At 41.6% G+C, this 24,979-nt stretch carries 20 protein-coding genes and 2 pseudogenes; 11 read left to right on the forward strand and 11 right to left on the reverse strand.

All coding sequences use genetic code 11. The annotated features are described in order from the left end of the window. The first annotated feature begins 45 nt into the window (after nt 1–45). On the forward strand, nt 46–204 hold the full coding sequence (locus V7K85_RS09205; RefSeq protein ID WP_334812898.1) for a hypothetical protein: 159 nt from the start codon (nt 46–48) through the stop codon (nt 202–204). Here the strand turns inward: V7K85_RS09205 and V7K85_RS36440 are convergent. Both V7K85_RS36440 and V7K85_RS09210 read right to left on the reverse strand, forming a co-directional pair. After that, complete coding sequence (locus V7K85_RS36440; protein WP_442940563.1) at nt 157–339, reverse strand: DNA cytosine methyltransferase; 183 nt, start codon at nt 337–339, stop codon at nt 157–159. The genes V7K85_RS09205 and V7K85_RS36440 overlap by 48 nt on opposite strands. Nucleotides 340–351: 12 nt before the next feature. Then, nucleotides 352–1,128: pseudogene (locus tag V7K85_RS09210) on the reverse strand (DNA cytosine methyltransferase); the annotation flags it as partial. 595 nt (nt 1,129–1,723) lie between these two features. Between V7K85_RS09210 and V7K85_RS09215 the strand changes: the two are divergent. Together V7K85_RS09215 and V7K85_RS09220 are read left to right on the forward strand one after the other, a co-directional pair. Next, on the forward strand, nt 1,724–1,861 hold the full coding sequence (locus tag V7K85_RS09215; RefSeq protein WP_334812900.1) for a hypothetical protein: 138 nt from the start codon (nt 1,724–1,726) through the stop codon (nt 1,859–1,861). Next, a complete protein-coding gene (locus V7K85_RS09220) occupies nt 1,839–2,123 on the forward strand; it encodes a VapC toxin family PIN domain ribonuclease (protein ID WP_334812902.1) in 285 nt (94 codons plus the stop codon). Before V7K85_RS09215 ends, V7K85_RS09220 begins: the two co-directional genes overlap by 23 nt. Nucleotides 2,124–2,839: 716 nt before the next feature. Here V7K85_RS09220 and V7K85_RS09225 read toward each other — a convergent pair. Together V7K85_RS09225 and V7K85_RS09230 are read right to left on the reverse strand one after the other, a co-directional pair. After that, nucleotides 2,840–4,138 (reverse strand): FAD-dependent oxidoreductase, encoded by a 1,299-nt coding sequence (locus V7K85_RS09225; RefSeq protein WP_334812986.1) that lies wholly within the window; start codon nt 4,136–4,138, stop codon nt 2,840–2,842. 44 nt (nt 4,139–4,182) lie between these two features. Next, nucleotides 4,183–4,827: a DsbA family oxidoreductase gene (locus tag V7K85_RS09230; protein ID WP_334812904.1), complete on the reverse strand. Its 645-nt coding sequence runs from the start codon at nt 4,825–4,827 to the stop codon at nt 4,183–4,185. A gap of 111 nt (nt 4,828–4,938) precedes the next feature. Here V7K85_RS09230 and V7K85_RS09235 point away from each other — a divergent pair, with 111 nt between their 5' ends. Further along, nucleotides 4,939–5,289, forward strand: coding sequence for a LysR family transcriptional regulator (locus tag V7K85_RS09235; RefSeq protein ID WP_334812906.1), 351 nt, complete (start codon nt 4,939–4,941; stop codon nt 5,287–5,289). Between the two features lie 9 nt (nt 5,290–5,298). After that, a complete protein-coding gene (locus V7K85_RS09240) occupies nt 5,299–5,847 on the forward strand; it encodes a substrate binding domain-containing protein (protein ID WP_334812907.1) in 549 nt (182 codons plus the stop codon). Between the two features lie 260 nt (nt 5,848–6,107). Here the strand turns inward: V7K85_RS09240 and V7K85_RS09245 are convergent, their stop codons facing one another. Further along, nucleotides 6,108–6,944 carry an SDR family oxidoreductase gene (locus V7K85_RS09245; RefSeq protein ID WP_334812908.1) on the reverse strand — a complete coding sequence of 279 codons (837 nt, stop codon included), beginning with the start codon at nt 6,942–6,944 and terminating at the stop codon, nt 6,108–6,110. 3 nt (nt 6,945–6,947) lie between these two features. Beyond that, nucleotides 6,948–8,402, reverse strand: a complete 1,455-nt coding sequence (locus tag V7K85_RS09250) for a DHA2 family efflux MFS transporter permease subunit (protein ID WP_334812910.1) — start codon at nt 8,400–8,402, stop codon at nt 6,948–6,950. 513 nt (nt 8,403–8,915) lie between these two features. Between V7K85_RS09250 and V7K85_RS09255 the strand changes: the two are divergent. Beyond that, nucleotides 8,916–9,026, forward strand: a pseudogene (locus tag V7K85_RS09255) (Npun_R2821/Npun_R2822 family protein); the annotation flags it as partial. Between the two features lie 195 nt (nt 9,027–9,221). After that, a complete protein-coding gene (locus tag V7K85_RS09260) occupies nt 9,222–10,169 on the forward strand; it encodes a glycosyltransferase family 2 protein (RefSeq protein WP_334812912.1) in 948 nt (315 codons plus the stop codon). A gap of 140 nt (nt 10,170–10,309) precedes the next feature. Here V7K85_RS09260 and V7K85_RS09265 read toward each other — a convergent pair whose 3' ends face one another. Next, entirely contained in the window at nt 10,310–11,026 is a 717-nt protein-coding gene (locus V7K85_RS09265) for a ParB N-terminal domain-containing protein (RefSeq protein ID WP_334812914.1), read from the reverse strand. Continuing rightward, entirely contained in the window at nt 11,023–12,405 is a 1,383-nt protein-coding gene (locus V7K85_RS09270; protein ID WP_334812916.1) for an AAA family ATPase, read from the reverse strand. The genes V7K85_RS09265 and V7K85_RS09270 overlap by 4 nt, the downstream gene beginning before the upstream one ends. A gap of 264 nt (nt 12,406–12,669) precedes the next feature. On the opposite strand from V7K85_RS09270, the gene V7K85_RS09275 reads away from it, so the two are divergent. After that, nucleotides 12,670–13,041 carry a zinc ribbon domain-containing protein gene (locus V7K85_RS09275; RefSeq protein ID WP_334812918.1) on the forward strand — a complete coding sequence of 124 codons (372 nt, stop codon included), beginning with the start codon at nt 12,670–12,672 and terminating at the stop codon, nt 13,039–13,041. Nucleotides 13,042–13,164: 123 nt separating this feature from the next. Here the strand turns inward: V7K85_RS09275 and nblS are convergent, their stop codons facing one another. Both nblS and purD read right to left on the reverse strand, forming a co-directional pair. After that, nucleotides 13,165–15,111 (reverse strand): two-component system sensor histidine kinase NblS, encoded by a 1,947-nt coding sequence (gene nblS / locus V7K85_RS09280; protein WP_334812920.1) that lies wholly within the window; start codon nt 15,109–15,111, stop codon nt 13,165–13,167. Between the two features lie 306 nt (nt 15,112–15,417). Then, a complete protein-coding gene (purD, locus tag V7K85_RS09285; RefSeq protein ID WP_334812922.1) occupies nt 15,418–16,719 on the reverse strand; it encodes a phosphoribosylamine--glycine ligase in 1,302 nt (433 codons plus the stop codon). Nucleotides 16,720–17,118: 399 nt separating this feature from the next. On the opposite strand from purD, the gene V7K85_RS09290 reads away from it, so the two are divergent. From V7K85_RS09290 to V7K85_RS09300, 3 genes are all read left to right on the forward strand, one after another. Continuing rightward, the gene (locus tag V7K85_RS09290; protein ID WP_334812924.1) at nt 17,119–18,066 is read left to right on the forward strand and encodes an NAD-dependent epimerase/dehydratase family protein; all 948 of its coding nucleotides are present in this window, start codon (nt 17,119–17,121) and stop codon (nt 18,064–18,066) included. A gap of 1,074 nt (nt 18,067–19,140) precedes the next feature. Beyond that, entirely contained in the window at nt 19,141–20,211 is a 1,071-nt protein-coding gene (locus V7K85_RS09295; RefSeq protein WP_334812926.1) for a hypothetical protein, read from the forward strand. 81 nt (nt 20,212–20,292) lie between these two features. Then, nucleotides 20,293–20,667 carry a hypothetical protein gene (locus V7K85_RS09300; RefSeq protein ID WP_334812928.1) on the forward strand — a complete coding sequence of 125 codons (375 nt, stop codon included), beginning with the start codon at nt 20,293–20,295 and terminating at the stop codon, nt 20,665–20,667. A 207-nt stretch (nt 20,668–20,874) separates the two neighbouring features. On the opposite strand, the gene V7K85_RS09305 is transcribed toward V7K85_RS09300, so the two are convergent. Further along, the gene (locus V7K85_RS09305) at nt 20,875–24,837 is read right to left on the reverse strand and encodes a DUF2157 domain-containing protein (protein WP_334812930.1); all 3,963 of its coding nucleotides are present in this window, start codon (nt 24,835–24,837) and stop codon (nt 20,875–20,877) included. Between the last annotated feature and the right edge of the window lie 142 nt (nt 24,838–24,979).

The following is a 24,979-nucleotide window of genomic DNA, read 5'->3' on the forward strand; positions in this document are numbered from 1 at the left end:
TAACATTTACTACAAGAATTTGTCAATAAAAATCATGAAAACCTGATGATCGCTGTTTCTATTGATCTAACAGTAGATGATGCAACAACTGATGCAGCCATCAACCGATTCAAAACTCAAGCTGTTGATGGCTATGACCTCGCTGCAACACGGTTGTTAGACGGTGCTTTTGACAGAGGTAGGCTCAAGCACTTCATACCTTGATTGACCTGTATAGATTTGGAAATAAATAGAACGAGCTAACTGAAATGCAATTAAGGGTGGAACAGCATTTCCAACTTGTGTGAATTGGCGTGCAGAAGAACCACAAAAAACGAAGTCATCAGGAAATGTTTGCAATCTTGCTGACTCTCAAACAGATAATGTTCGCGGATAAATAGGATGAAGATGCGATCTCCCACCACCTTTTGTACCTCCACTAATCACCGTTTTAGATGGTAAATTGGGGTCTAATCGAGCAACTCGACCAAGATGATCTCGCTCTCCATAGTTTAAATCCATGTATCGAATTATGGAATTTGCTTTATGCTCTCGTGTTATGTGGTTTTCCAAACCAATTACTGGCTTTTCAAAGGCTTTATAACATGGCACAGCACCTGAACATGACGTAGGAAAAGTAAATTCGTTAGTTGTAAGATGACCTATTAAAAATAAACGATATCTATTTTGTGGGACATTGTAATCTCCAGCGTTTACTATAGTTGGTTCAGCAATTGAATATCCAGATTCTGCCAAAATAGCGAGAGCCTCAGACAGTTGTATGCCACTATCTAAATCTAATAGACCTGTAACGTTTTCAATAAGAAAAGCTCTCGGCTTGAATTCTTTAACGTACCAAATAAAATCGAAAAGAAGGTCGCCATATTCAGAGTGAGAAAAACCCACTCTCTTAAAATTTTCTCCATCTTTAGAAAATCTTTGGTTAGCAGCGATGCTGAATAGTTGGCAAGGTAGACCTCCTACAAAGATTCCTTCAAATGGTGTGGAAACACCAAGTAATTTCAAAACCGTATAAATTTCCTCTCTATTTCGCACATCTCCGCTGTAGTTTGGTAGTCCGATTACAGACCAATCGGGACGATTAGCGCTAAGTGTTTGACAGAAAAGAGAATTAATCTCAATTGCTACTAAATGTTTAAAACCTGCATATTCAAAACCAACGTCAAGACCACCCGCACCAGAAAAAAGCTAACTATTGGCACTTCATGGTGATCACAAAGCAAGCTATCTAGCGTTAGATATTTGGTAGAACTATGAACTATAGGGCCGTTATTCTTATATCTCAGATCATCATAGACTAAGCCCAGATTATCCAACTCTGTGTGAAGATTGAATTCCTTTGAAATACATTTGGTTAGAAGAGATAGTTGACGCTTAAACGAAAGTTTTGAAGCAATTCTCATATTTGAATCGCCTTCCTTGCTGACTGATACACTTCTCTAGCTTGATCCTTTGATGAGAAATCATTCACTAAATCAGAAGTCAGGGTGCTGAGGACTGAAATCTGCGAAGAGAGCATGAAATTTAAAGACAGTCAGAAGGTCAGATTGCTAAGATTTTTATAACCTTGATCTCAAACCCGATTATGAACATCGCTGAACAGATTTACGCACTCGTTAAATCCCTTCCCCAAGAGCAAGCCAGCGAGGTCTTGACTTTTGCTGAATTTATTCGTACTAAGCACCTAAATGCTAAACAAGACATCTTACGGGAAAGTCTCTAGATGTACGTTTTGGATACCAATACTCTGATTTACTACTTCAAGGGTCAAGGACAAGTTGCTTACAACCTTGTCAGTATCCCTGCTGAGGAAATTAGTATTCCGACAATCGTTATCAATGAAATTGCAAGTCGGTATTGAAAAATCCACCTCCCCAGCAAAACGCACCCAGCAACTTCAGCAACTTTTGAGCCGAGTAAATCTGGTTCCGTTCGATTATGATGCTGCTCTTGCTGCTGCTACAATTCGCACCCAGTTAGACAAGCAAGGAACTCCAATTGGCCCGATGGATATTTTTGATTGCAGGAATAGCGATCACATCGCACTTCAAGCGACTCTTGTCACTCACAATATCAAAGAATTTTCTAGAGTTGCGGGACTTGCGATCGCTGACTGGTATTGACTATCTATCATCAGTGGGCGATGTCTAACGACAAGCGGCTGCGCGTCTACCCATTTTCATCGAGTATCTATTCAATTTTCAGTTGCATCGGTTTCAAATTGCACTTGTAGATACAAATGAGCGTAGGCGTAGCCCGCACTTCTCTACGAGACGCTCTTGCTAGCTTGCTTCCTGCAGGGTAGTGGTACGACAAGCTCAGTGACCATCGTAGACATCGCTATTTCCATATCCATTGAATTGCTACCCTGACCAAGCACTAATGCTGTAGCATTTTATCTCATAGGTGGTTTCTGGCGATCGTACGCTCTGTCAGAATCGCTATTGTAGGCGATTATGCTTGTTAGAAGTGGTATGTGCAATTAGATGCGTAGCTGGCTTAGGCGATGCCTCGAAAAGAAAACTTTCTGGTCGTGTTTCAACAGATAACTTAAGCCAGCTAACGGTGAAGGTCAGCCGCAGCCAGTAACCTCTCGGTCTAAACCGATCACTTTGATCCGGTCGGCTGCACTGCATTATTCGACTGCGATCGCTACATGTTTACTTGTCATCCTCCGATCGCCCGTTACCATAAATCAGTAAACCAAAAAGTTTTTCTGCAAAGAGCGATCGCGGAAATACTTATATTTTTTAATACTTTTTAATACACAACTCTCTAACTAGCAGACATAGTATAGATTATGATTACTTATGATTAGTTGGTCGAGAAATTGTTAGTACTAACCTGTTGGAATATAAATGCTTTCAACTACTTGATATTTGCGCTGTATGGCTTGAGATAAAAAGGACAACATCTGTTTTAATACAAAAAGTGTCCTATAAATTAATCGGCTACCTTTCCTTTTACGACTGATTCTCAGCCAAAGGATATTTACCCAAATATTAACTAAAAGAAAATAAATCCCCACAAATAGTAATCTCAATACTGGATTTTTGTTGTTTGTTCTAATTCGACAAATATTTTTTAGCCGATAACTACTTTCGAACCCAAATCTTTTTCGATAATCTTCATATATATAATCTAAATTTGTTTTAATTTTATAAGTAACATAAGCCAAGTATTGCACCCCATGTTTTTTACGCTTCCCCTTTCTATACTTACAGATAATCCATAAGTCAAAAGTGACTAAATCATCTTTGTCTTTTGTAATGGTATGGGTAGTTTTATAACTTTTTCTCCCCTTGAAAAACTGTTTAATTCCTCCCTTTTTTCCTGTCTTGATAGCAGGCATCATAAATGGAATGTCTAATGCTTGCAACCATCTGATTACAGGAGTATTAAAAAATCCTCTATCTAGGTAGAGCTTTTTTACATTTATTTTAAGGGATTCAAGTTCTGCCAATAAATAAGTAATTATTGCTACATTAGTGTCTAGTCGGCGAACACCTCTGACGGCTAGAGTTACACGCTTATTCTTGTTAATAACATATAAAGTTGCATAGGCATAAAATGAATGAGTACCAGATTTGGCTTGACTTCGATATATGTAAGGTAATTCTTGTAATGTTGGTTTACCATATTTGACTGCCTGCTGGCGGGCGCGTTCGGCTAAATTAGCGCCGCTAATGTCTTCGGGAAATCCCATGTAATTCTCAATCAAGGAACTGGTGCCTGCTTGTCCTCCGACGGCGTGACGTTCAATCAGAACCGTGCGTAACCCTTCAGATGCGGCATATACGGCTGCACTTAAGCCAGCAGGCCCCGCACCATAAATCGACAGATCATATTCTTTGAATCTGGGTTGTGTTACCCAACCGAGCCGTTGGGCAATCTCTCGAATGGTCGGGGCAAAAATTTGAGTGCCATCTGGAAATTCAATAACAGGCAAGCGGATATCGTTCAGCGTTGAAATTCTAAGTTCTCGATCGCAATCCTCATCGCCAACTAATTCAATCCAGTCAAATTCGACAACGCTGCGGTTAAGAAAATCTCGAATTTCGTAGGCTGCTGCTGAATTAGGTTGTCCATAAAGTTTGACTCTGCGGGGATTAGAGGGTGAGCCTAAATGGTTTGTCATAGTGTTGTCCTTATCGTTTAGATCAATCGTGTTAGTTTTTTGCTTCAAGCAGTTGTCAATTCATGCATTGCGTTTTGTAAGGCAGCAAGAAAAACATCAACGGATTGAGCGCCAGATAAAACTTCTTGACCAATGCGAATATTGGGGACTCCTCGAATACCTTGAGCGATCGCTTGACGTTCCAATTTTTGCACTTCTTGTATCCCTGTATCAGACAACAGAAATGCTTTTGCTGCCTTTGCATCAATGCCAACCTCAGCCGCTAGATTGGCTAAGATTTCGACTTCGGCAATGTTTTCTCCTTCTGTGAAATACGCCTTCAGAATGCGTTCTGTCATCGTTGTTGCTTTATCTTGCTGCATGGCAAACCAGGTTAAGCGATGCGCTTTCAGTGTGTTAGGCGTAATGGTCATCAAGTCATAGCGAAACCCAATTCGATCATTTTGTGTTGCTTGAACCGTTTTCGCATCCAATTGCTGCGAGTATTCCCAACTGCCAAATTTTTGGGTGCGGTAGGTTTTGCGATCTATCCCCATTTCCGGCATATTCGGATTTAACTCAAAAGGATACCAAACGCGCTGGATGTTTACCGCCGGATTGAGTTGGGCGATCGCTCTGTTGAGTCGTGTTTCTGCCACTAAACACCAGGGACAAATAAAATCTGAGGTGATTTCGATCGTTAACGTCATGGCGGTTTCCTGAATAATTTGTGATCTCACCAGAACTCCACTCATAAAAAATGATAATATGTCTTTGCTGCTAAACACCTTTGCAATTTACGCAAAAATAGACTTCAACAAATGGATCAATTTGCTGCTATGCAAGCCTTTACCAAAGTGGTTGAAACGGGCGGTTTTTCCGAAGCCGCTCGGCAGCTAGGCGTTGCTGTATCCTCTGCAACCCGTCAGGTGAACGCACTAGAAAAACTGCTGCATACTCAACTCTTCAACCGCTCGACTCGCAGCGTTACTCTCACCCCCCAAGGGCGTAAATACTATGCCAAAGCGGTGCAAATTCTTCAGGATGTGGAAGCGGCAAATTTGTCGGTGGCAGAACTTGATGAAGTGCCACGGGGGCTACTGCGGGTGAATCTGCCCGTTGCATTTGGACGACTCCACATTGCACCGATAGTGCAGGATTTTCTGGTGTAATATCCGGCGATGCAACTCGATTTAAAGCTGAGTGATGCTCTGTCCAATCCGGTGGAAGAAGAACTGGATGTGGTGATTCGGCTGGGGAACCTCGATCGCTCCGGTGCCAGTTGGATTGTCCGCAAGCTCACCGCCTATACCCGCGAAGTCTGTGGGAGTCCCAGCTATTTTCAACAGTATGGCAAACTCGATCACCCGAATGAGTTAGTCCACCATAATTGTTTACGTTTTAGCTACTCCACAGGCTATGAAATCTGGCGATTTAAGCGAGACAAAGAAGTCTGTGAGGTGAAAGTTAATGGCTCACTCGTTGCGAATAATTCGGAAGTTCTACGACAAGTTTGTCTAGATGGAGCAGGTTTAATTCTTATGCCCACCTGGTTAATTGGCGAAGACATTCGGGTTGGCAGGCTACAAACCGTACTTAGCGATTTTCAATTCTATCCGCAAGTAGATATGGACATGGGCATTTATGCGCTTTATCTGCCCAATCGCCGCCATTCCCTCCGAGTCCAAACGTTCATTGATTTCTTGGTGCAACGATTGGGCTATCTATGAACCTATCCCACTAATAAGATTTTCTGAATCCAGATGTGGATTGGTAGCGAGATCAATAAATGCGTCGAAATAAACCTTTCGACGCTCCCATCTAACAACATCAAATAACTTCCATTCCAGGTCAGCCCCAACTCTTGGAGACGCTACGCGAACGGGGAAGTCAAAAGTCACTCATTCAAAATTAAGATTAAGAACCACCAAAATAAATAATGGGGCTTCTATTTAAAAAAGGGCACGCCCGTTAAGCCTGCCCTTTAGCTTTAATTTTCTTGTCCCGTTGGTCGGATGAGGATTTCGTTGACATTAACGCGTGGTGGCTGGGTGAGGGCGTAAACGATCGCAGCTGCAATGTCTTCGCTTTGCAGAGGTTGAATTGACTTACGTCGTTCTTGAATCCGTTCTTTGGCAACGGGATCGGTAATTTGGTTGTCAATTTCCGTATCCACCAAACCTGGTTCGATAATGGTGACGCGGATGTTGTCCTTGTGGACTTCTTGGCGCAATGCTTCGGAGAGAGCATTCACACCCCATTTGGTAGCATTATAAACACCGATGCCCGCCCGCGCTGTCCGGCCAGCCACTGAGGAGATATTGACTATATGCCCGGATTTTTGCGCCTTCAACAGAGGCAAAACAGCATGAGTAGCATATAGCAGTCCTAGTACGTTGAGGTCAAACGATCGCCGCCAGTCTGAGCTATTCCCGGCTTCAATGGTGCCGAGTAAGGCAATCCCTGCATTATTCACAAGGATATCGACCCTTCCCAATTCTGCATTTGCCTTTTCTACCAAGTTATTTACCTGGGTTTCGTCAGTCACATCGGTGACAATGGGCAATGCTTTGCCACCACTAGCTTCGATACGTTCTGCTAATGCCTGAATGCGATCGCCACGCCTAGCAGCGAGTACTACTGTTGCTCCTTCTGCTGCCAAGGCGATCGCAGTTGCTTCTCCAATTCCCGCTGAAGCGCCAGTAATAATTGCTACTTTCCCCTCTAATTTCCCTGTCATACGATTATCTAGCTCCTTAGTAATTGATAATTGAATATTGGACATTGGGCATCGGGCATCGGGCATTGGGCATTGGGCATTGAGCATTAATTATTTCTCCCCTGCCTCCCCTGCCCCTGCCCCCTGCCTCTTCCTGATCCTTAAAACAGATGCAACTGCTGCCCCACACAGTATTAGGGCTGCGAAGCGAAAAGTTCCTTGGAACCCCGCAACGATCGCCTCAGGAGGGGCAACCGAGACATCTGCACCCGCAGACATGCTAGCGATTAGCGCTCCAAATACTGCCCCGATTAGAGAAACTCCTACCGTATTCCCTGAAGTACGTGACAAAGACAGCAACCCAGAAGCAATCCCTAGCCGCTCCCTCGGTACTGCTCCCATGACAGTGCTGTTGTTCGGCGATTGGAATAAACCTAGTCCAATGCCGTAAATAAAATAGCGCGACACATAGCCTAGCTCAGTAATTTGAGCATCAAAGGTGCTAATCCCTAAACAGCCGCCAATCATCAACCCCAGCCCAATGGAGCTGATCACTCGACCGCCAAAGCGGTCTGAAAGTATTCCAGCCAAAGGGGCAATTAACCCACTAAGTACAGACGACACAGCTAATAGCAGCCCCACTTTTACCGTCGGATAATGCTTGACGCCCTCTAGAAAGAAAGGGACGATGAGTAGCGAACCGCCAATAACAGTGAATGCTAGCCAGCCACTTAGCAAACCCATACTTAACTGAAGATTACGAAACAGGTGTAGCTCTAGTAGCGGTTGCTCTATGATCGCTTCAACTACCAAAAAAGTTATAAAACTCACGGCAGCGATCGTTAATAATACCAATGCATTAATACTGCTAAAGCCCTGGCTTTGCCCTAGCGTCATACCCAGCCCAAAACTACCCAGAGTCAATAAAGCCAATATGGCTCCAAAAAAGTCAAATTTCTGTTTGCCCGGAATGCGTACAGAAGGTGGCACCACCCTAGCTATTAAGAAACTAGCTATGATCCCCAGCAGTACATTGATCAAGAATATACTATGCCAGCCTGACAAGCTGAGGAGCAGTCCGCCAGCAGAAGGGCCAAAAGCAATTCCCAGTGACACTACACTACCGATGATCCCAACAGCCCGACCTCGTTCGGAAGAGGGAAAAACTTCTGTGATGATTGCCAAACCAAGCCCAGAAATGAACACAGCACCTAGTCCTTGAAGGGCCCGAAAGCCGATCAACCACCCAATACTAGGTGCAAAAGCACACAATAGGGAACTGAAAGTGAACAGAACAAGTCCCCCTTGATATAAGGACTTCTTGCCCCACATATCCCCCAGACGCGTTGCCCCCAAAACTAAACCAGAACTGACCAACTGGTAACTCAATACAGCCCATTGGGTCGTAGGGAAACTGGTGTCAAAGGCTTGCACCAATGTCGGCAAAGCAACATTGATGATGCCGAGATCTAGGGTAGACATGAATACCCCAAGTCCGACACCGAGTAAGACCCAATTTTTTTGAGAGCCTGACAAAGCCGGAGGTTGTGTTTGCAATTGTGCCAACGTTTAGCCTCCACCTTTGACTTTACGGTTGTGAATAGTTTGCATACGTATATTCATTGTAGGGTGCTATCCTCACTACCAAGTTCAAGAAACTAAAGATCAGCTGCTCAAGCTTTATGAAAGTATCGAGTCAATAGCCAGGATGCCTGTATATAGGATTCATACTTGAATATTGAAATATACTTAGAACTGGCAATGCCTACGACATAAGGATTTTGGTGAGCTATAGATACTTAAATTTTTTCATAAATCAAATATGAGTCCTATAGATACTCTAGGTATTCCAAAGAAACTTTCCTGAGCGCAGGTGTTGGTTGCACGCACCACAACTTTGTCACCTTCAGCAGCGGGTAATGTTAGTATCATCCAAACTAACCAAAATCGCTTCTTTCTTGCCCTCAGCATAAAGTGTAAAGATGTGTATATTATTAATTATTTCACAATAATGAGAGAGAATAACGATAATAGTATTTGCGTTACTCAGAAACTTAAAAATCAAAAGGATTTATCAAAATGAATTTCGGTATTTACACCCTTGCTAATGATGTGGTGTTTGACCAAGTAGTAGCTTTGCCAAACAGCATTGAGGTGAATGTTAGCGCAGATATTCCTATACTATTGCTTTCTCAAACAACCAGAACAAAGACCAAAACAGCTAAGACCACTTAGGATAATTGTAAAAACTAGTAATTTATCACCGAAAGCAATGAATAAAATTCAAATAAATATTTGCTATATTTAGCTTTATTGGCGATTCATTAAATTAGCAATTGATATAAAATTTCTATTTTCTAGATTCTCCACTTATTAGTATATAACATGCCTAAAATTACTGTTTGCATTCCTACTTTTAATCGTGTTCATCTCCTCCCTTATGCCATTGACAGCGTACTCAATCAGTCTGAGCAAGACTTTGAACTAATTGTTTGTGATGACGGTTCTAGCGATGATACACCTGAGTTGATGTCACAGTACACAGACCACCGGATAAAATATATCCATCATCTGCAAAATATTGGCAAAAGTAATAATATGCGCTCTGGCTTTGATGCTGCCAGTGGTGAATATTTTATGAAATTTGATGATGATGATCGGCTAACACCCGATTTTCTCGCAAGTACCGCAGCTATTCTTGCTCAAGACTCTAGCATTGATTTTGTTGGTACAGACCATTGGATAATTGATATTAACAATGTGCGGGATGAGGCAAAAACTCAAGAAAATTCTCATCACTGGGGTAGGAATAATTTACCAGCAGGTATTGTAGATAATTTGTTGGAAGTTGCATTTATTCACCAAAGCTTTCAAATTGGGGCAACATTATTTCGCCGTAAAACCTTACAAGAATTAGGATATATGCAGCCAAATCTGCAAAATTGTGAGGATAATGATTTATTTGTGCGTCTAGCTTTGGCTGGAAAAAATGGCTATTATTTACCAGAATTATTGATGGAATATCGCTCCCATGCAGAGCAGCAAGGTATCAATCGAGCCATTCCTTATTTATTTGATAAAATGCGGTATTTAGAAAGTTATAAATTTGAGTCTGAAAAAATAGAGACAATCAGGAAAAATCGTTTAACTGAAACGCAATTATTATTAGGTTTGCGTTTAATTGAAAAGGGTGAAATGCAGAAAGGCAGAGAGCTAGTTTTGGCGGGAAAGTCTTTTTCAACTCCTAAAGCTTGGACTGGTTTAGGATTATCGCTGTTACCAGTTGGGTTGCGAGGTAAAGCGTTTAATGCACTGCGACAGGTGCGGGGTTAAGCTATAGGAATGTGTTGACGCAGCCCGCCGCAGGCATACACCTTTTTTATATCAAGTACGTAGTGGATAATTTCTCACGCAGAGGCGCAGAGAAAGCTATGCAGAGTTTTTACATTGCGAAGAACTTATTTTAATAACTACTAGCTTCTTGACCACTCATCAATAATAGTCAAAATTGTTTGATCACCCAAGTTTTTAACAGATTTTACTACATCACGGTAATCTTCAAATTGTTGCTTTGATTTTTTGCGTCGAGCATCAAATATGTCTTTTGCAAGTTTTTCAGCCCCACGAATTCTAGAGCGTTGTAACTTTATAGATAACTCGTCCTTATCCAAAGAGTTCAATAAACTAAGTGGATTACTCTGTTCACCCTTTTGGGGAATAAGGTTTTCAAGTTCCTTGAACTGACTATCTATTCTCTGTCTTTCTTGTAAAATTTCTGACTTAAATTCATTGAATTGCTTCTCAAGACGTAATTCTAGATTTGCCAGACGTGGTTCTAACTTTGTTGTTTCAGGATGTGGTATTACTGTTTTATTAGAAAAATCAATTTCTTTGAGAGATGCAACTTGCTTTACTACTAAATCCTCTAATTTTGGGGCGATAACAAAGGCATTAACCATTTCAGCTTGCCGAGGATTTTTTTCTCGTGCCCTGACAGCAGCATAATATTCACAATGTCCATCAACTACCGTATAGCTCTCTACTCCTGTCACTTTTACTACTAATGGTCTGATAATTCCTCCAGTTTCTATAATTATGTCTGCGAGGTTTTCCAAATCAGCCTCGGAAAAATTTGCTCGAGGTTCATTAGAAGTAATACTTTTTACATCTACTAAAGAAAAATTAATCATTTATTTAACCCTATTCCTATTAACACTTCATCTGCTAAAACTTCAAATTCCATAGCAGATTTTTGAGCATCTGATTTTACTTCTTCTGCATATTTAACAATAGATTTCGGATCAGGATATTCCAAATCTCCAACTGTTATAGTCTGATTCATGCATTCGGATAGTACGGTTCTATCATAAATTACTGCTTCCATCAAAGGCAAATTGTAACGTTCTGAAATCACGCTCCTTTGCTTAGGAAAAGTATATTGTAAAAATTTAGAATTAGTAGAGATTTTTGAAGCCAGGATACCTATTAATATAATGTGTGGTTTTCCTATCATTTCTCTAAATTCATTAACTTCTATAATAAAGTTTTTGACACTTAACAATCCTTGGTTTGCAAATGGCTTTAAATCTGAAGGGATTATCAGGTAATCAGCAGCGACAAGTGCAACTTTCGCATATAAATCTCTGGATGGAGGTGTATCAATAATAACAATGTCATATTCTGGCTCTACTTTTTTTAATTTCGTAACTAACCTAGTCTTACTAGCATCAATTTGATTAAGTTTATACTGTCCTTCTATTAAATTAATATGTGCAGGAATAACATCTAATTCAGGATTGTTAAAGTAATGTGATTTTCGGGTAACATCGGGTATTAAGAAAAAATCACCTGATTCTAATAAATGATAGATATTAGAATCTCGTAAATCATCATCTTCATCAAATTGAAATTTGATTAATCCTGTAGCAAAAGTACTATTTGCCTGGGAATCTATATCAATTAAAAGTACCCTTTTACCTTTTTTACTCAATGCTGCTGCCAGGTTTACTGCAACAGTAGTCTTACCAACGCCGCCTTTATTGTGGTAGATTGCAATCGTTTTCATTGAATGTTGCCTCTTTGTTTCCAAATTTAAATTATTTTCTATTTGAACTTCTGGTTTAGCTATTAACTGTCCTTCTTTCAGGCTATCTCTACCAATTAAACTTTTAAGATTTTCTAACTTAGTCTCAACTTCTTTCCCAGAGCATTGAAATATTAACTGAATATCAGTCTGTATTTTTTGATAAATTCTAATCTCTTTACCATTAGTCAGCAATCCATACCTTATATTCAAGCTGGTTAAATAATGCCTGAGTCGGGGGAGATGGTTGTTTAAGTTTTGTTTGGGATGCTTTGCCTCCATAACGACACTCAGCGGTGAGTTGGCATCTAAGACAAAGGGAATCACTTGTGCGGCAAATGCTAAGAAATCTAAGCGGATGCTACCAAGGACAATTTCTTGATGCCAGGTGTCAGGAGTATAACCTAGCTGTGGTAGCAAATATTGCACTATGAGTTTGCTTTCGACTTCGCTTTCGTTACGGCACAGCTCAGGATTAAAAGGCAATATTTTTCTACCTCTAAATAATTATTAGACTTGGAACAAAAGCTCATATTTAATAGATTATGACATAGCGTTAATTATTTTGAGTGATATAAATCACTTATAAAAATATAAAAAATCAGCATAAATTTAGTACTTTTACTGATAAAATAACCACTTTTGAGAGCTAGCCATATTCAAAATTAACAGGCTACGGATGTATTTCTCCATTACCTCTGTAAATGGCTAGAATCAAAGTGTTTACTTAACTTATTTGCACTAAAGGTTTTGGCTACTGTATCTTGTCCCCACTGCCATCAACTCGTTGATAGTCAAGCTATTAATTGTCCCTATTGCCGGACATCACTCAAAGCTTACGGTCATCCCGGTATTCCATTGCACCGCGCCACTGGGGATGGGTATCTGTGCGACACCTGCACTTATCACGCTGATGATACTTGCAATTTTCCCCAGCGTCCTTACGCCAAAGACTGTACTCTCTACCAAAATATTGAAGAGACAAAGTTAGATTTGCAACAGCAGCGTTACACTCACAGTTTTGCAACAACTGTGAAAAGTTGGGTAAAACGCAATCAGGCTTTGCTGTTGCTATTAAGTTTATTATTGGTCTGTTTGTTGTTCGTTATATTAAGGTCTTGATTTGTGCTTCCTGGGGACTGGAGACTGGGGGACAAAGGGGACAAAGGAGAATTATTGAAGAAGTCTCTACCTTGTCTTTTCCCAATGCCCAGTTCCCAATACCCAATACCCAGTCCCTTGTCTTCAAGCTGTGGTGATTTTGGATGCTTCTGCAACAGGCTCAATCAGTATCGGTGGAGCTTTTTCCTCAAAAGCAGCTAAGTCGAACCAAAAAGTGGTGCCAATGCCGACTTCACTGACTAGATGGACTTTACTACGATGCCTGTCGATGATATTTCTGACAATCGATAAACCTAAACCTGTGCCTTCTAGGGTGTGAACTCGGTTTTCGACGCGGAAGAAGCGTTCAAAAATTGAGTGTTGGTCTTCTGTGGCGATGCCAATTCCAGTATCGGAAATTTCAATCCGCACTGGAGAAGATTGGGTGTGACTGGGTTTGAAATCTAGTTGATAGGCGCGGATTGCTACTTTACCACCGGCTTTTGTGAATTTGAGGGCATTACCAATCAGGTTGCCAAACACTTGTACTAACAGATCATAATTACCCATTACCAACGGCAAATTAGGATCAACTTCCTGAACAAGTTCAACACCTTTATCTTTAGCATTGAGTTGGTAAGTACGCAGGGTTTGCTCGATCGCTTGGGCTAAATCCACCCCATCGAAGTTGTAGTTGCGACCAGATTCGAGTTTTGACAAATCCAAAACATCGTTAACTAGGCGGGTTAGGCGATCGGTTTCATGGTTAACAGTTTGCAGAAACTCTTGCCGTTCTTGTAAAGCTAACTCTTCGCCGTAGTCATGCAGGGTTTCAATATAGGTTTTGATGTTGAATAGAGGCGTTCGCAGTTCGTGAGAAACGTTACTGATAAATTGACTTTTTGCCTCGTTTAGTTCGACCTCACGGGTAATATCTTGGATAGTAATCGCAATGCCTTTGATGCTTTCCCTTTGCACGTTGAGTACTGTAGTCAAGAGAATGCGGATCGTCCGCGGGGTGGGTTGGTTAATAAAAATCCGGAATTCGGCGCTTTCGCATTCACCTGCTGCCATTTCGTACAAGGGACGGATGATTTCCCTTTGTACCACTGGGGGCAAGTGATCTAACACATTGCACCCTACCACATCAGCGGCTTCCCAGCCAAAAATTCGCTTTGCTGTGGGGTTGACTAAAATCACCTGCATGTTGTTATCAATCAACACAGCACCATCTGCGATCGTCGAAACTAGGGTTTCTAGCTTGGCTTTTTCTGCGGTCAGTTCCTCAATATTCTGTTCTTCATAGCGCTCTAATCGCTCTGCCATTTCATTAAAGCTTAAAATTAACTCCCCTAGTTCGCCCCCTAAAGGTAAATTAATCCGTTGCTTGAAATTTCCGGTAGCAATTTGCTTCACCCCCACCAGCAGTTCTTTAATCGGCTTAGTGATGGTCAAGGCGTTAATCACTCCTGCCAAAATCACCATTACCCAAATCGTGATAAAAACGGCAATGGTGACATCGCGGGTAAAATTGGTGGAAATGACAGCGGTCTGATTGGGATTGATACCGATCGCTAATACACCTAAGTATTTTTTATTGACGATCAGGGGAATAAATACATCGGTGACTGTGCCATCTGGGGTCGTGTGTTGCCGCACCATCGGCTTTTCCCCATCACCAGGGTAATCTTCTGGCAGTTGTATCCGCCGTTTAATTGTGAGGGAGTTTTCTACCTCCGCTTCCCAAAAAGGAATGCCAAAAAAGATTTCCCCGGTTTCATCAGCGTAGAGCATATAACGCACACTGGAGGTGCTGCTGTAGAAGCGTTGAGAAAATTGGGCAACCTCAGTCAGATTATTGTCAGCGACTAGGGGGGCAACGTTGGCAGCAAGCAGCAGCCCCAAATCACGACCGAAGCGGGTGTCATTCATCCGCGCATCCTGCTGAATTGTATTCACAGCCCAGAAGGTCAAACCACTCATCACCAACGAAACTACCATTGTGGCCACAGCCAACAGTTTGGTCTGGAGTGTGAACTCTGACCACCAACTAGCGATCGCATCTCGAATTGTTTTTAACAGACTTAGCATCTTAAATAAAGTTGTTAGTAGTCTTTGTTATAAAGCCCAACAACTAAAAAATTAACAGTTAATTTGACAAAAATGTTAGGGGAGAGAGGGAGATGGGGGAGTGCAGGGGATATTCCTGTTAAGGTAGTCTTAACGAATTTACCTGATTTCAGCCATCGGAGTTGATATCCAGTTGAGGATTAACGGGTTAAACCCCATTTTTTCGACTGGTGGGTTACGCACAGATGAGCAGTCTAACAAAAATTTAACTTGTGGAGATTTTCAGCTAGTACAAATCGGCGTCAGTTTGCCTAATCAGGCGATCGCTTATAGGGTTTGCTCCCCCTGCTTCGTACTTGCCACTCTATGCCCAATATCTCTCCGGTAATATATCCCTTCAAACTGAATATATTTGATCCCTGCGTAGGCTTGGGCGATCGCTTGCTCAAAATTTTCTCCGATTCCAGTCACATTTAATACTCGACCCCCATCTGTCACTATTTCTTGTTGCTGGTTCAACTTCGTACCTGCATGAAATACAGTTGCTCCTGTTGCTTCTGCCTCGCCAATACCAGTAATAACCTGGCCTTTCTGATATTCTCCTGGATAACCCCCTGAGGCTGCAACGACAGTGGCAGATGCTCCCCCTTTCCAAGCAATGGGCGGCAATTCACTTAATCGCTGCTGTACACAAGCTAAAAGCAACTCTTCTAGCGGTGTTTTTAACAGTGGCAAAATCACCTGCGTTTCTGGATCGCCAAAACGACAGTTAAATTCCAAAACCTTCAAGTCACCATCGGGTGCAATCATTAACCCAGCATACAGTACACCTCGGTAATCAATGCCTTTAGCTCGTAAAGTTGCGATCGCTCTTTCTAAGACTTCTGTTTGAATGCGTGCCATCAAAGAAGGCGTAGCAATAGGTGCTGGGGCATAGGCTCCCATCCCACCAGTATTTTCCCCCGTATCGCCATCACCAATCCGTTTATGGTCTTGAGCTGGCAGCAAGGGTCGAATTGTTAACCCATCCGTTAACGCTAAAACTGACACCTCTTGCCCAATCAAACATTCTTCAATGACGACAAATTTACCAGCACTGCCAAACTGTCCCTGAAAAATCGCATCAACGGCACTTTCTGCCTGTTCAACTGTTTGTGCCACCGTTACACCCTTACCAGCTGCCAAGCCATCAGCTTTGACAACAATTGGCGCTCCCGTAGCTCTCACATAGGATTTTGCTGCTGCTGCCTGCGTAAATACCGCAGCCCGTGCCGTCGGAATCCCTGCTTCTTGCATCAGGGCTTTTGCCCAAGCTTTACTCGCTTCAATTTGCGCTCCGGCTCTAATTGGGCCAAATACCATCAATCCTTTGTCTTGGAGATAATCTGTGATTCCCTTCGCCAAGGGGACTTCTGGCCCAACTATCACCAGAGTTATCCCATGTTCTAGAGCATATCGGCTAATGCCCTCAAAATCATCTCCTGCCAAGGGCAAGTTCTGGCAACGTTCCATACTTGCTGTGCCCCCATTCCCTGGTACACAGAGAACTTGCTCAATTTGCTTAGATTGCAACAGTTTCCATGCCAGAGCGTGTTCGCGCCCCCCATTACCTACAACTAAAACTTTCACTGATTTCCTCGTGCGTTCCTTGCTAAACGAGAATGCCTTATCGGCTCTCGCGGATCAATTTTTTCATCAATTCTCACACTTGTGCAAGCCCCCTCATGACTAAAAAGCCTAAGGAGCAGGGGGCAAGAAGAAATATAGCTATTGAATTTCTACTGTATTTATTTTGAAAATCCAATTTTGCGAATTAGTACAATTATAATAAATGTTATTAATAGCAATAATTCAATAAATATACTGATTTTTTTTCATGTAAGTATAATTTTTAAGTATTTATAATGACTTTTTGAACTGTTGAAATAATTGAGTAAAAATAAATTGTCTTTAGGTAATGACGATTATTGATTACAAGTATTAACCTGTGAATATGAAGATTAATCAAAATATCAACAAATAGGCAACATGGCTAAAATTATCGTTACTGGAGCCGCCGGCTTTATTGGTTCTCATCTTGCAGAAACATTGCTGCAACAAGGAGAAGAAGTCATCGGGATTGATGAATTCAATGATTACTACGATCCGATGTTAAAGCATAAAAATGTTGCACACTTACATCAGTCACCTGGCTTTACATTAATTGAAGGTGATATTCAGTTTTTAGATTGGCACAAACTTCTAAAAGATGTTGATGTAGTTTACCATCAAGCGGCACAAGCAGGTGTTAGAGCAAGTTGGGGTAAAGGTTTTCGAGGTTATACAGAACGAAATATTAACGCGACACAAGTTTTGCTGGAAGCAGCTAAGGATGCTAAACACCTGAAAAGGTTAGTGTTTGCCTCTTCATCGAGTGTATATGGTGATGCGGAAACATTACCTACCCATGAAAGAATTTGTCCTCAACCAGTTTCTCCTTACGGCATTACGAAGCTAGCAGCGGAGTTTTTGTGTGAACTATATCACAAAAACTTTGGCGTGCCCTGTGTGACATTGCGCTATTTCACAGTTTATGGCCCCAAACAGCGCCCAGATATGGCATTTAATAAGTTTTTTAAATCCATTTTGCAAAATGAGGCGATTCCTATTTACGGGGATGGCCAGCAAACACGGGAGTTTACGTTTGTTAGTGATATCATTGCCGCCAATTTAGCCGCCGCCACCGTACCCGAAGCAGTGGGAGAAATTTTTAATATCGGTGGCGGTAGCAGGGTGGTTTTAACAGAAGTCTTGGATACGATTGAAGAAATTGTTGGAAAATCAATCAAAAGAAACCACATAGAAAAAGCGATGGGAGACGCCCGCCACACTGCTGCTGATGTATCTAAAGCGCAGAAAATTCTGGGATATCAGCCGCAAGTCTCTCTAAGAGAGGGTTTAACAAAGGAATGGGAGTGGATTAAGTCGTTGTATTAACTCTAGTAATTTTCGTAGTGATGAGCATTTGAGTAGCGCTTAAGCTTGTCAGTGTGTGTGAGTTACTTGATTCTTTAAAGCTACCGTTTTGAATAGTGAATGAGTATAGCAATCCTATAATCATTCGTGAAAATTTGAAATTATTGCTACCCCCTGTAGTCCCCCCTTAGCAAGCAGGGGACAGCGTTAGCCGGGGGGTAAGTTTTTTTTACAACTTATTTAGGGTTGCTATAGCAGCCAGTTAAGAAGTTCTTACAGGGAAGGCGGAAGTTGCTACAGACTGCGCCAAACACCGAAACGTCTTGATGGAAGTTCTTACAGGGAAGGCGGAAGTTGTTACAGACTACGCGAAACACCGAAACGTCAACCCTGGAGCAATATTTTTTGATGGATACTAAATTAGGACTTACGCACTTTACAAATAGGCTATTATGTGCTAGGGCAAACATCAAATTTGTCAGCGATTTGCTGCCATTTTTTCTCCTCTATAAGTGAATAAGTTGATAGATCTCAAACCTATAAAGATGACAGGAAGATTAGCTCAAAAAGCTTAACTTCTGTTCAGTAACCAGAACCGAGTTAACTGATACCATTTCTTTGTGAGGCTGCGCCAAATTTTCTTGGCTTCTTATTTCTTTCTTTGTGTCCTTCTCTACGAGACGCTAGGCGAATGCGTTCAACTCTTGGAGACGCTGCGCGTAGCTTGCTTCTCCGTAGGAGTATGCGGTTAGTTCCTCATATAATTTGGCGCATCTTCATACATAACTGGTATGACATAAATTGAATTTTGTCAATGCATAATTCCTATAAATGTGGGATTCTGTTAGGGACTTCCAACAAATAATAGGACTTACGCAAAAAGGCAGTGAAAGGCTTGATTTATCGTAGGTAGGCAATGGCGATCGCTTTGTGCGTATATGCGTTGGGATAAGTTTTCAATTTGTTTTGTTCGTTTCAAAGTTAACCCTTTTAGAATCATTATTTTATAACGATTCTAAACTAAGTTTTCACTCCATTAAAGAGCAACGATGGAGACTTTGCAATATTTAGATTTGACAATAAGATTAAGCAAAAATGTTCAAAATAAAATCTTTAATCAGTATCGTTATTCCGATTGGTGTTTTGTTAGGGAGTTGTGGAGCTAATTTTCAGTCTGTAAAAGACTTTAGCAAGAGTAGAGAGATAGTTAAACAAGCTTCTAATGATTTTGCTGAAGATATTTACCAATCTTGTTTACGACGTACTAAATATATCGACTTAGTTAGTGAGAATGGAATCGATATTCGCAAAAAACGGCGAGAGAGTTGTGAGACAACTGAGCGACTTGATTCTAATAATTTCAAAACAACAGTCAGTATTTTAATTGACTACATGGATGCTCTAGGTGCTATAGCAAGCGGAAAAGATTTATCTTTAGATAACTCAATAGATAACTTAGATCAAAGTATCAAAGATTTATCTATTAGCGGTAAACTAGATGCAAATGCAGTGGACGGAGGTAGTCAAATCCTCAAAGTACTATCTGATTTAGTCACCAAGAAAATTCGAGAGGATGCTCTCCAAAAAGCGATTGTTTGTACCAATGAGCCTATCCATAAATACGTGACTGGTAATTCAGTTCCAGCAACCGATCAAAATGGTGTTGATCTTTATCAACCTGCTAAAGGAGGCTTAATATTTATTGTAGAACATACCTACCTTGGTAAGAATGGAACTTTAGACCTAGAAGCACAGGCAATTGATCTTTACTATAAATCTGACTTTACTACTTTAAATAATCTAGGTAAGGATCCAAAAATCAATCCAAGTAATTATCAACAATATCAACAACTTGTTGATCTAATTGCAGTCGGCCACAGCTTAACAGCAGACTACAATAACAATATGGAAATAGTAGCTGATAAAGAACAAGCAGCTAAGGCTTATAATAAGATTCTTTTAAGTACAGTTAAAACCCATAATCAACTGAGAAAAGAATTTGAAGAAGGGCTAAAATTCCAAGATATTAATCGATTATGTCAGTGTAATGCTAAAGTTTCATTAAAAAAAATTGATGAGAAAAAAATAAAACGTATTCAAAAAATTCTCAATGAATACCTCATCTCAGTCAAACCTCTAATAGAGGAAGTTAATCGCGCTTTCTAACTAGATTTTATCTAATTTTTTCCAATTGTCAATTCATGATTTTAAAAAGGAGAGTTATTGTTTATGTCCTTGAGAGATCAGATGATAGAACTAAAGTCCGCCCTTGAGAAAAGAGCAGCAGAGCTTTTAGATGAGCAAAAAATTAGCTTCAGTGAATCGAAATTAATTAATAATGAGTGCCAAAAAATTTTGGACTTTGCTGCCAAACTTAATAGCATAGAATTAAATAAAGTTTTAACTGATATAAATGAACCAGCCAAAAAAATAATTGAGGCTACTAATTCTCTTGATAAAGCGGCTGCAAAAATTCAAGAAGCTCAGAAGTTTATTGATATTTTAAGTCCCATAATCAGATTAGGGGAAGCTGTTTCAAATGCCATTGTAAGCGGCGGTGTAGCTGCAATTGGCAATCTAGTTAGGGAACTTCAAGATATTGGCGATCGCCTTAATACCTAAAGTGAAAGTGCAATCATGGATTATAATTCAATGCGCTTGGGTTAAGGATAATTGTAGGTTGGGTTTCTGTTCGCGCAGCGTTCCCGCAGAGTTCCGTAAAACTCACCTTTTGGGAATTACAACTAATTAGCTGGATTTGATATCAATTGTGTATTCCGAAAGAGTACACAATTACAAATTAGGAGTTATAAATTTTTAATCCTAGCCCTATTCCCATGATTGAAATTCATCAATGGCACTACGAATTAAGGAAGTTATTTGAGCGCGACGGGTTTCAAAGTTGGCGGCAATATAAATCAGTAGGATGCCGACTAGCAAACCAATAACCCATTTTAAAAAGGAGTACTGCAAGCTGAAAATTACTGATTGATAGATTGTAGTGATTAAAAAAGTGGCTGTACCAATGTAGAGAAAAGCCCGTACTCGCAAAGCTAATCCGGCAAAAATGGCAATGAGGCTGAAAATTCCAGGTATCCAGGCGGTGTGTTGATGAAATAAAATTGCCCACCCACAAATTAAACCACTCCCTAGCACTCTCAGAATATGGCGAGCTGCTTTATACTCTGGTAGCCTCAGTTGAAAATCTACTTGAGCAATATAAAGCAGTGATAATCCAATGGGTGTTACATACCACAAAGCATCAGTCAGATGTAAGGAATTAAACCAACGGTAAAGCGCCCAATCAATCAACGCCACACTAATATAGGTAAAACGGATATTTTCACCCACTTTTGCGAGGAAGATGTAGAATCCAGCTGCGAGTAGCAAGGTAATGGGGTAAACTCGCACTCTGGTTTCCCATAAAATGATTAATGGCACGATGTAGGCGGCTTGCTGCCAAGGTTTTTTAGACCAACCCCAACTTTCCCAAGGTAGGATGTACAGAAAATAGGCTACCACACAGGCGATCGCACCGTTCCAAGGAACTAACGGCCCAGCCCAAAATTTTCCTACTGCTGTCTCGCGCCAATAAACCCTCATCCCGGCTACCTCTAATAAGCCGAGGTAAACCCACATCTCGCCTATTGTAATTCCTCGCAAAATACTAGGGGAAGTGCGCGAATTTCGTCCCTCAAAGATGGCATAACGAATCAAAAATACTCCCATTGCCAATCCCACCAAACGGTTAACTCCAATGGGAAGAGGAATGGCAGCCATTAATAAACAGCTACTCCAAGCCCAGTGAATATGAGCAATTCCTTTCAGTTCTTGAGGAGTCAGGCGTAAGTAGCTGACAAGCCAAGGCGACAGGATGCGGTAAGCATACATAATACTGGTGCCAAGGGTAGACATGGCAATCAATCCATCACCTGATGCTCCTCCTGAAGCTTGTAACATTTGATAGAACAAAAGTTCATAAGCAGAAATTGATACGCCAATGATTCCTAAGTACAGCAGGGGTTTAAAGTTCTCGCGCCGTCGCCCCACGCCAATGATAATTAAAGCTACACCCAAGGAATACAAACCAGTCCACTCGGTGAAGGTGTTCAAACGCAGCAATACACTGAATGCACCATAAATTAATGGCAAAATGTGAAAACTGCTGGGAAGCCTTTCTAATTGATGTCGTCGCCGCCACCATTCGCCGACAAGTTGAGCAATTAAACCCAAGGCGATATTTGCAAACGCAATCTTAACAGTTGAGCGTTCCCCAAATCCCAGCACCTGGGCAATCAACAATTCCAAACACCACCCAATGCCATAAAATGCCCAATTTGTCGGTTCGCACCAACTACGATAAACAATGGCTGCCAAGGTGATAGCAGTGGTAGCTAAGTACAAAAATCCAGAAGTCGTAAAGCCTTGGTAAATCAGCACTGAGTGCAGCGTCAAACCCAATAACTCAAAACCACACAAGGCGATCGCCCACTGATCACTGGCGGCTGCATAGATAACTGCTAATTCGTTACCGCGTCGGCTCAAAACTGTCCGCGCTAACCATAGACTTAGAGTTGCGATCGCTCCGGCGACAAACCAACCTGCTAGGGCGAGGCGAGGTAAACCAGGCACACCCGTCCATAGCAGCGCCCCAATGAAACTCAGAACAAATCCTTCTGTAATTACCGCAGATGCTTGGTTTCGGAAATAGCGCGTATTTACGAACATCAGTCCCGCAGCCACAGCCAAACCGATTAATCTGGTTTCTGGTAGCTCTAAAGTCAGTAGCTGGGCAACTCCCACAGCCAAGACACTCAAGTAACGGCTAGTAATCCGCCGCTCAATAATTGTGCAATTGGCAACACCCGTGAGAGCTATAGGCGTAACTAGCCATAAGGTTCCCAAATAAGCTCGGCTATCAGCTACACCATACCAAGATGATTCTGTATTTATCCACAATAGGAAAAAACTAGCCGCGGCTAGTCCTAAACCGATGTCCCATGCACTATGTTGCCATAAACCTTGGCTGAGGCTAAATCGCCATTCTGCAACCATCAGAGCCAATAAAATACTTGCCCAGGCTTGTTGACTCAGGGTTGGTAATAACCAATTAATCGTAGAGCAAAACGTCAGCACCCCGATGATGTGAGTGAGATATATCAAGGGAAGAGATGACGGAGAGCGGCGTTGAGTGACGAATGCGAGAGTGGTGGTGGAAAATAGCAGATTTAGCGATCGCAATGTGGGATTTACTAAAGCGATCGTTGTTAAAAAAGTTCCAAATAAGAGGGTGAGCAGTTCGCCAAACTTAGCTAATTCTCGCTTTTCGGTGCGATACAGGCTATCTGTGAGCGCTACCATCAAAACTACGTATGGAAATAAAGCTACACCCAGTAACGCCCAAGGTTCATTTTGAGAATTGGTGAGTTGGGTGCCAGTTGCGATCGCCCATTTCTGTAAGTTATCAGGTATTAACCGCCAAAAGAGCCAAATCGTCTGTAAGCCGATCACAAAAACTGCTGCTAAGTCAGCCTTTAAACTGTACCGCTGCAAGCAACTTCCCACAAACCACAAACCCAAACCACTTACAGCTATTGCTTGCCAGGGATAATTTACTACCGAAACCAGCCAACCCAGGAAGAGTAAAATACCACCGAGTTTTTCCCAGATTAACAGGGATGAGAAGAATGAGGGAGATGAGGAGAATATTACTGTTACTTCCTCTGCTTCCCCTACTCCTCCTCCCCTCTCCCCTTGCTGTGCTAACCAAGTTACCAACCAGCCGCAAATACCAATAGCTAACCCCAACTGCGTGACATTTACCCCAGCAATAAAAATTGCCCGCATTAGCAGCACTATCAAGGCATAAATAATCACAGCAGCAGGTAAACTAATACTTAATCTAAGGCGTAGGCGTAGCCCGTCGTAGACATCGCGCCGATCTTCCTCGCTGACAGTATTAGGCTGTTGGTAAAGATTGTGATAAACAGTAATGATAGTTGTGCCGATCATTGCTACATAAACGGCAATCAAGGGAAATCCTGATAATCGCCAACCCCAATGCAGATAACTCAACCCTAGAATATTTGCTAAAGGTAATTTACCGCTATGCAAATTAGCAAAAATAGTCCGATTTTTATAGAGTAAAACAGTAATAGCGGTGAGAGTAGGCCAGGCGATCGCAACTACAATCCAATCCAGAGGATTTTGCCACAACCGAAAGCTATCCATTGCCCAAAAGTTCACTGGGACTAACAAAAGGGTGACAATCAGCAATGTCTGAGCCGTCAATCTGAGGTTGCTTTGCCTAGTCGCCCAAAAGCTTAATCCCCAGAAACTCAAAGTATAAGCAAATAAAACTCCATACTGTCCAGAAGCAGGAAACCTCTTCCACTGACTCGCAGCCAGTACCCCAGAGGACACAACTACCAGAAATACCCCTAAAAAAAGTAGCCAACGCACACTCAGTTCTGCCCCCAAGGACAGCAACATTGTGCTGATAAAGTTGGGTTTAGCTGGTTTTTGTTGCGGTTGTCTACGATTACTAGATTGTAAAGCTGCTACAGGCGACTGCTGCACGGGGTCAGAGGTTACAAACGCTACCTTTGTTTCAGCTTCAGCCTGGGGTTGCAACACCACTGTACAGACGAGAAACTCTTGGCATAACTGCCTAACTTGCGTATCGGATATCAAACCTAAGCGCAGCCATATGTCCAGTCCTTCTAATAACTGAGGATGGGAAGATGGCAGTCTGATTTCAAATTTTAGCGGGTGGTCAAGAGGCAATGACATAAGCCGCAGCCATATGAGTATATACTTAAATTTTGGGTTTAATTAAAGTATATTTTGGCTCTAATTGTGCCACTTATTAGGCTAATTGATATTAATTTTTAACCTACGAACGATATTCAAATGCTAACTGTCTGCTTTTAGG

Origin of the sequence: Nostoc sp., assembly GCF_036917615.1 — a bacterium.
Taxonomy (GTDB): domain Bacteria; phylum Cyanobacteriota; class Cyanobacteriia; order Cyanobacteriales; family Nostocaceae; genus Nostoc.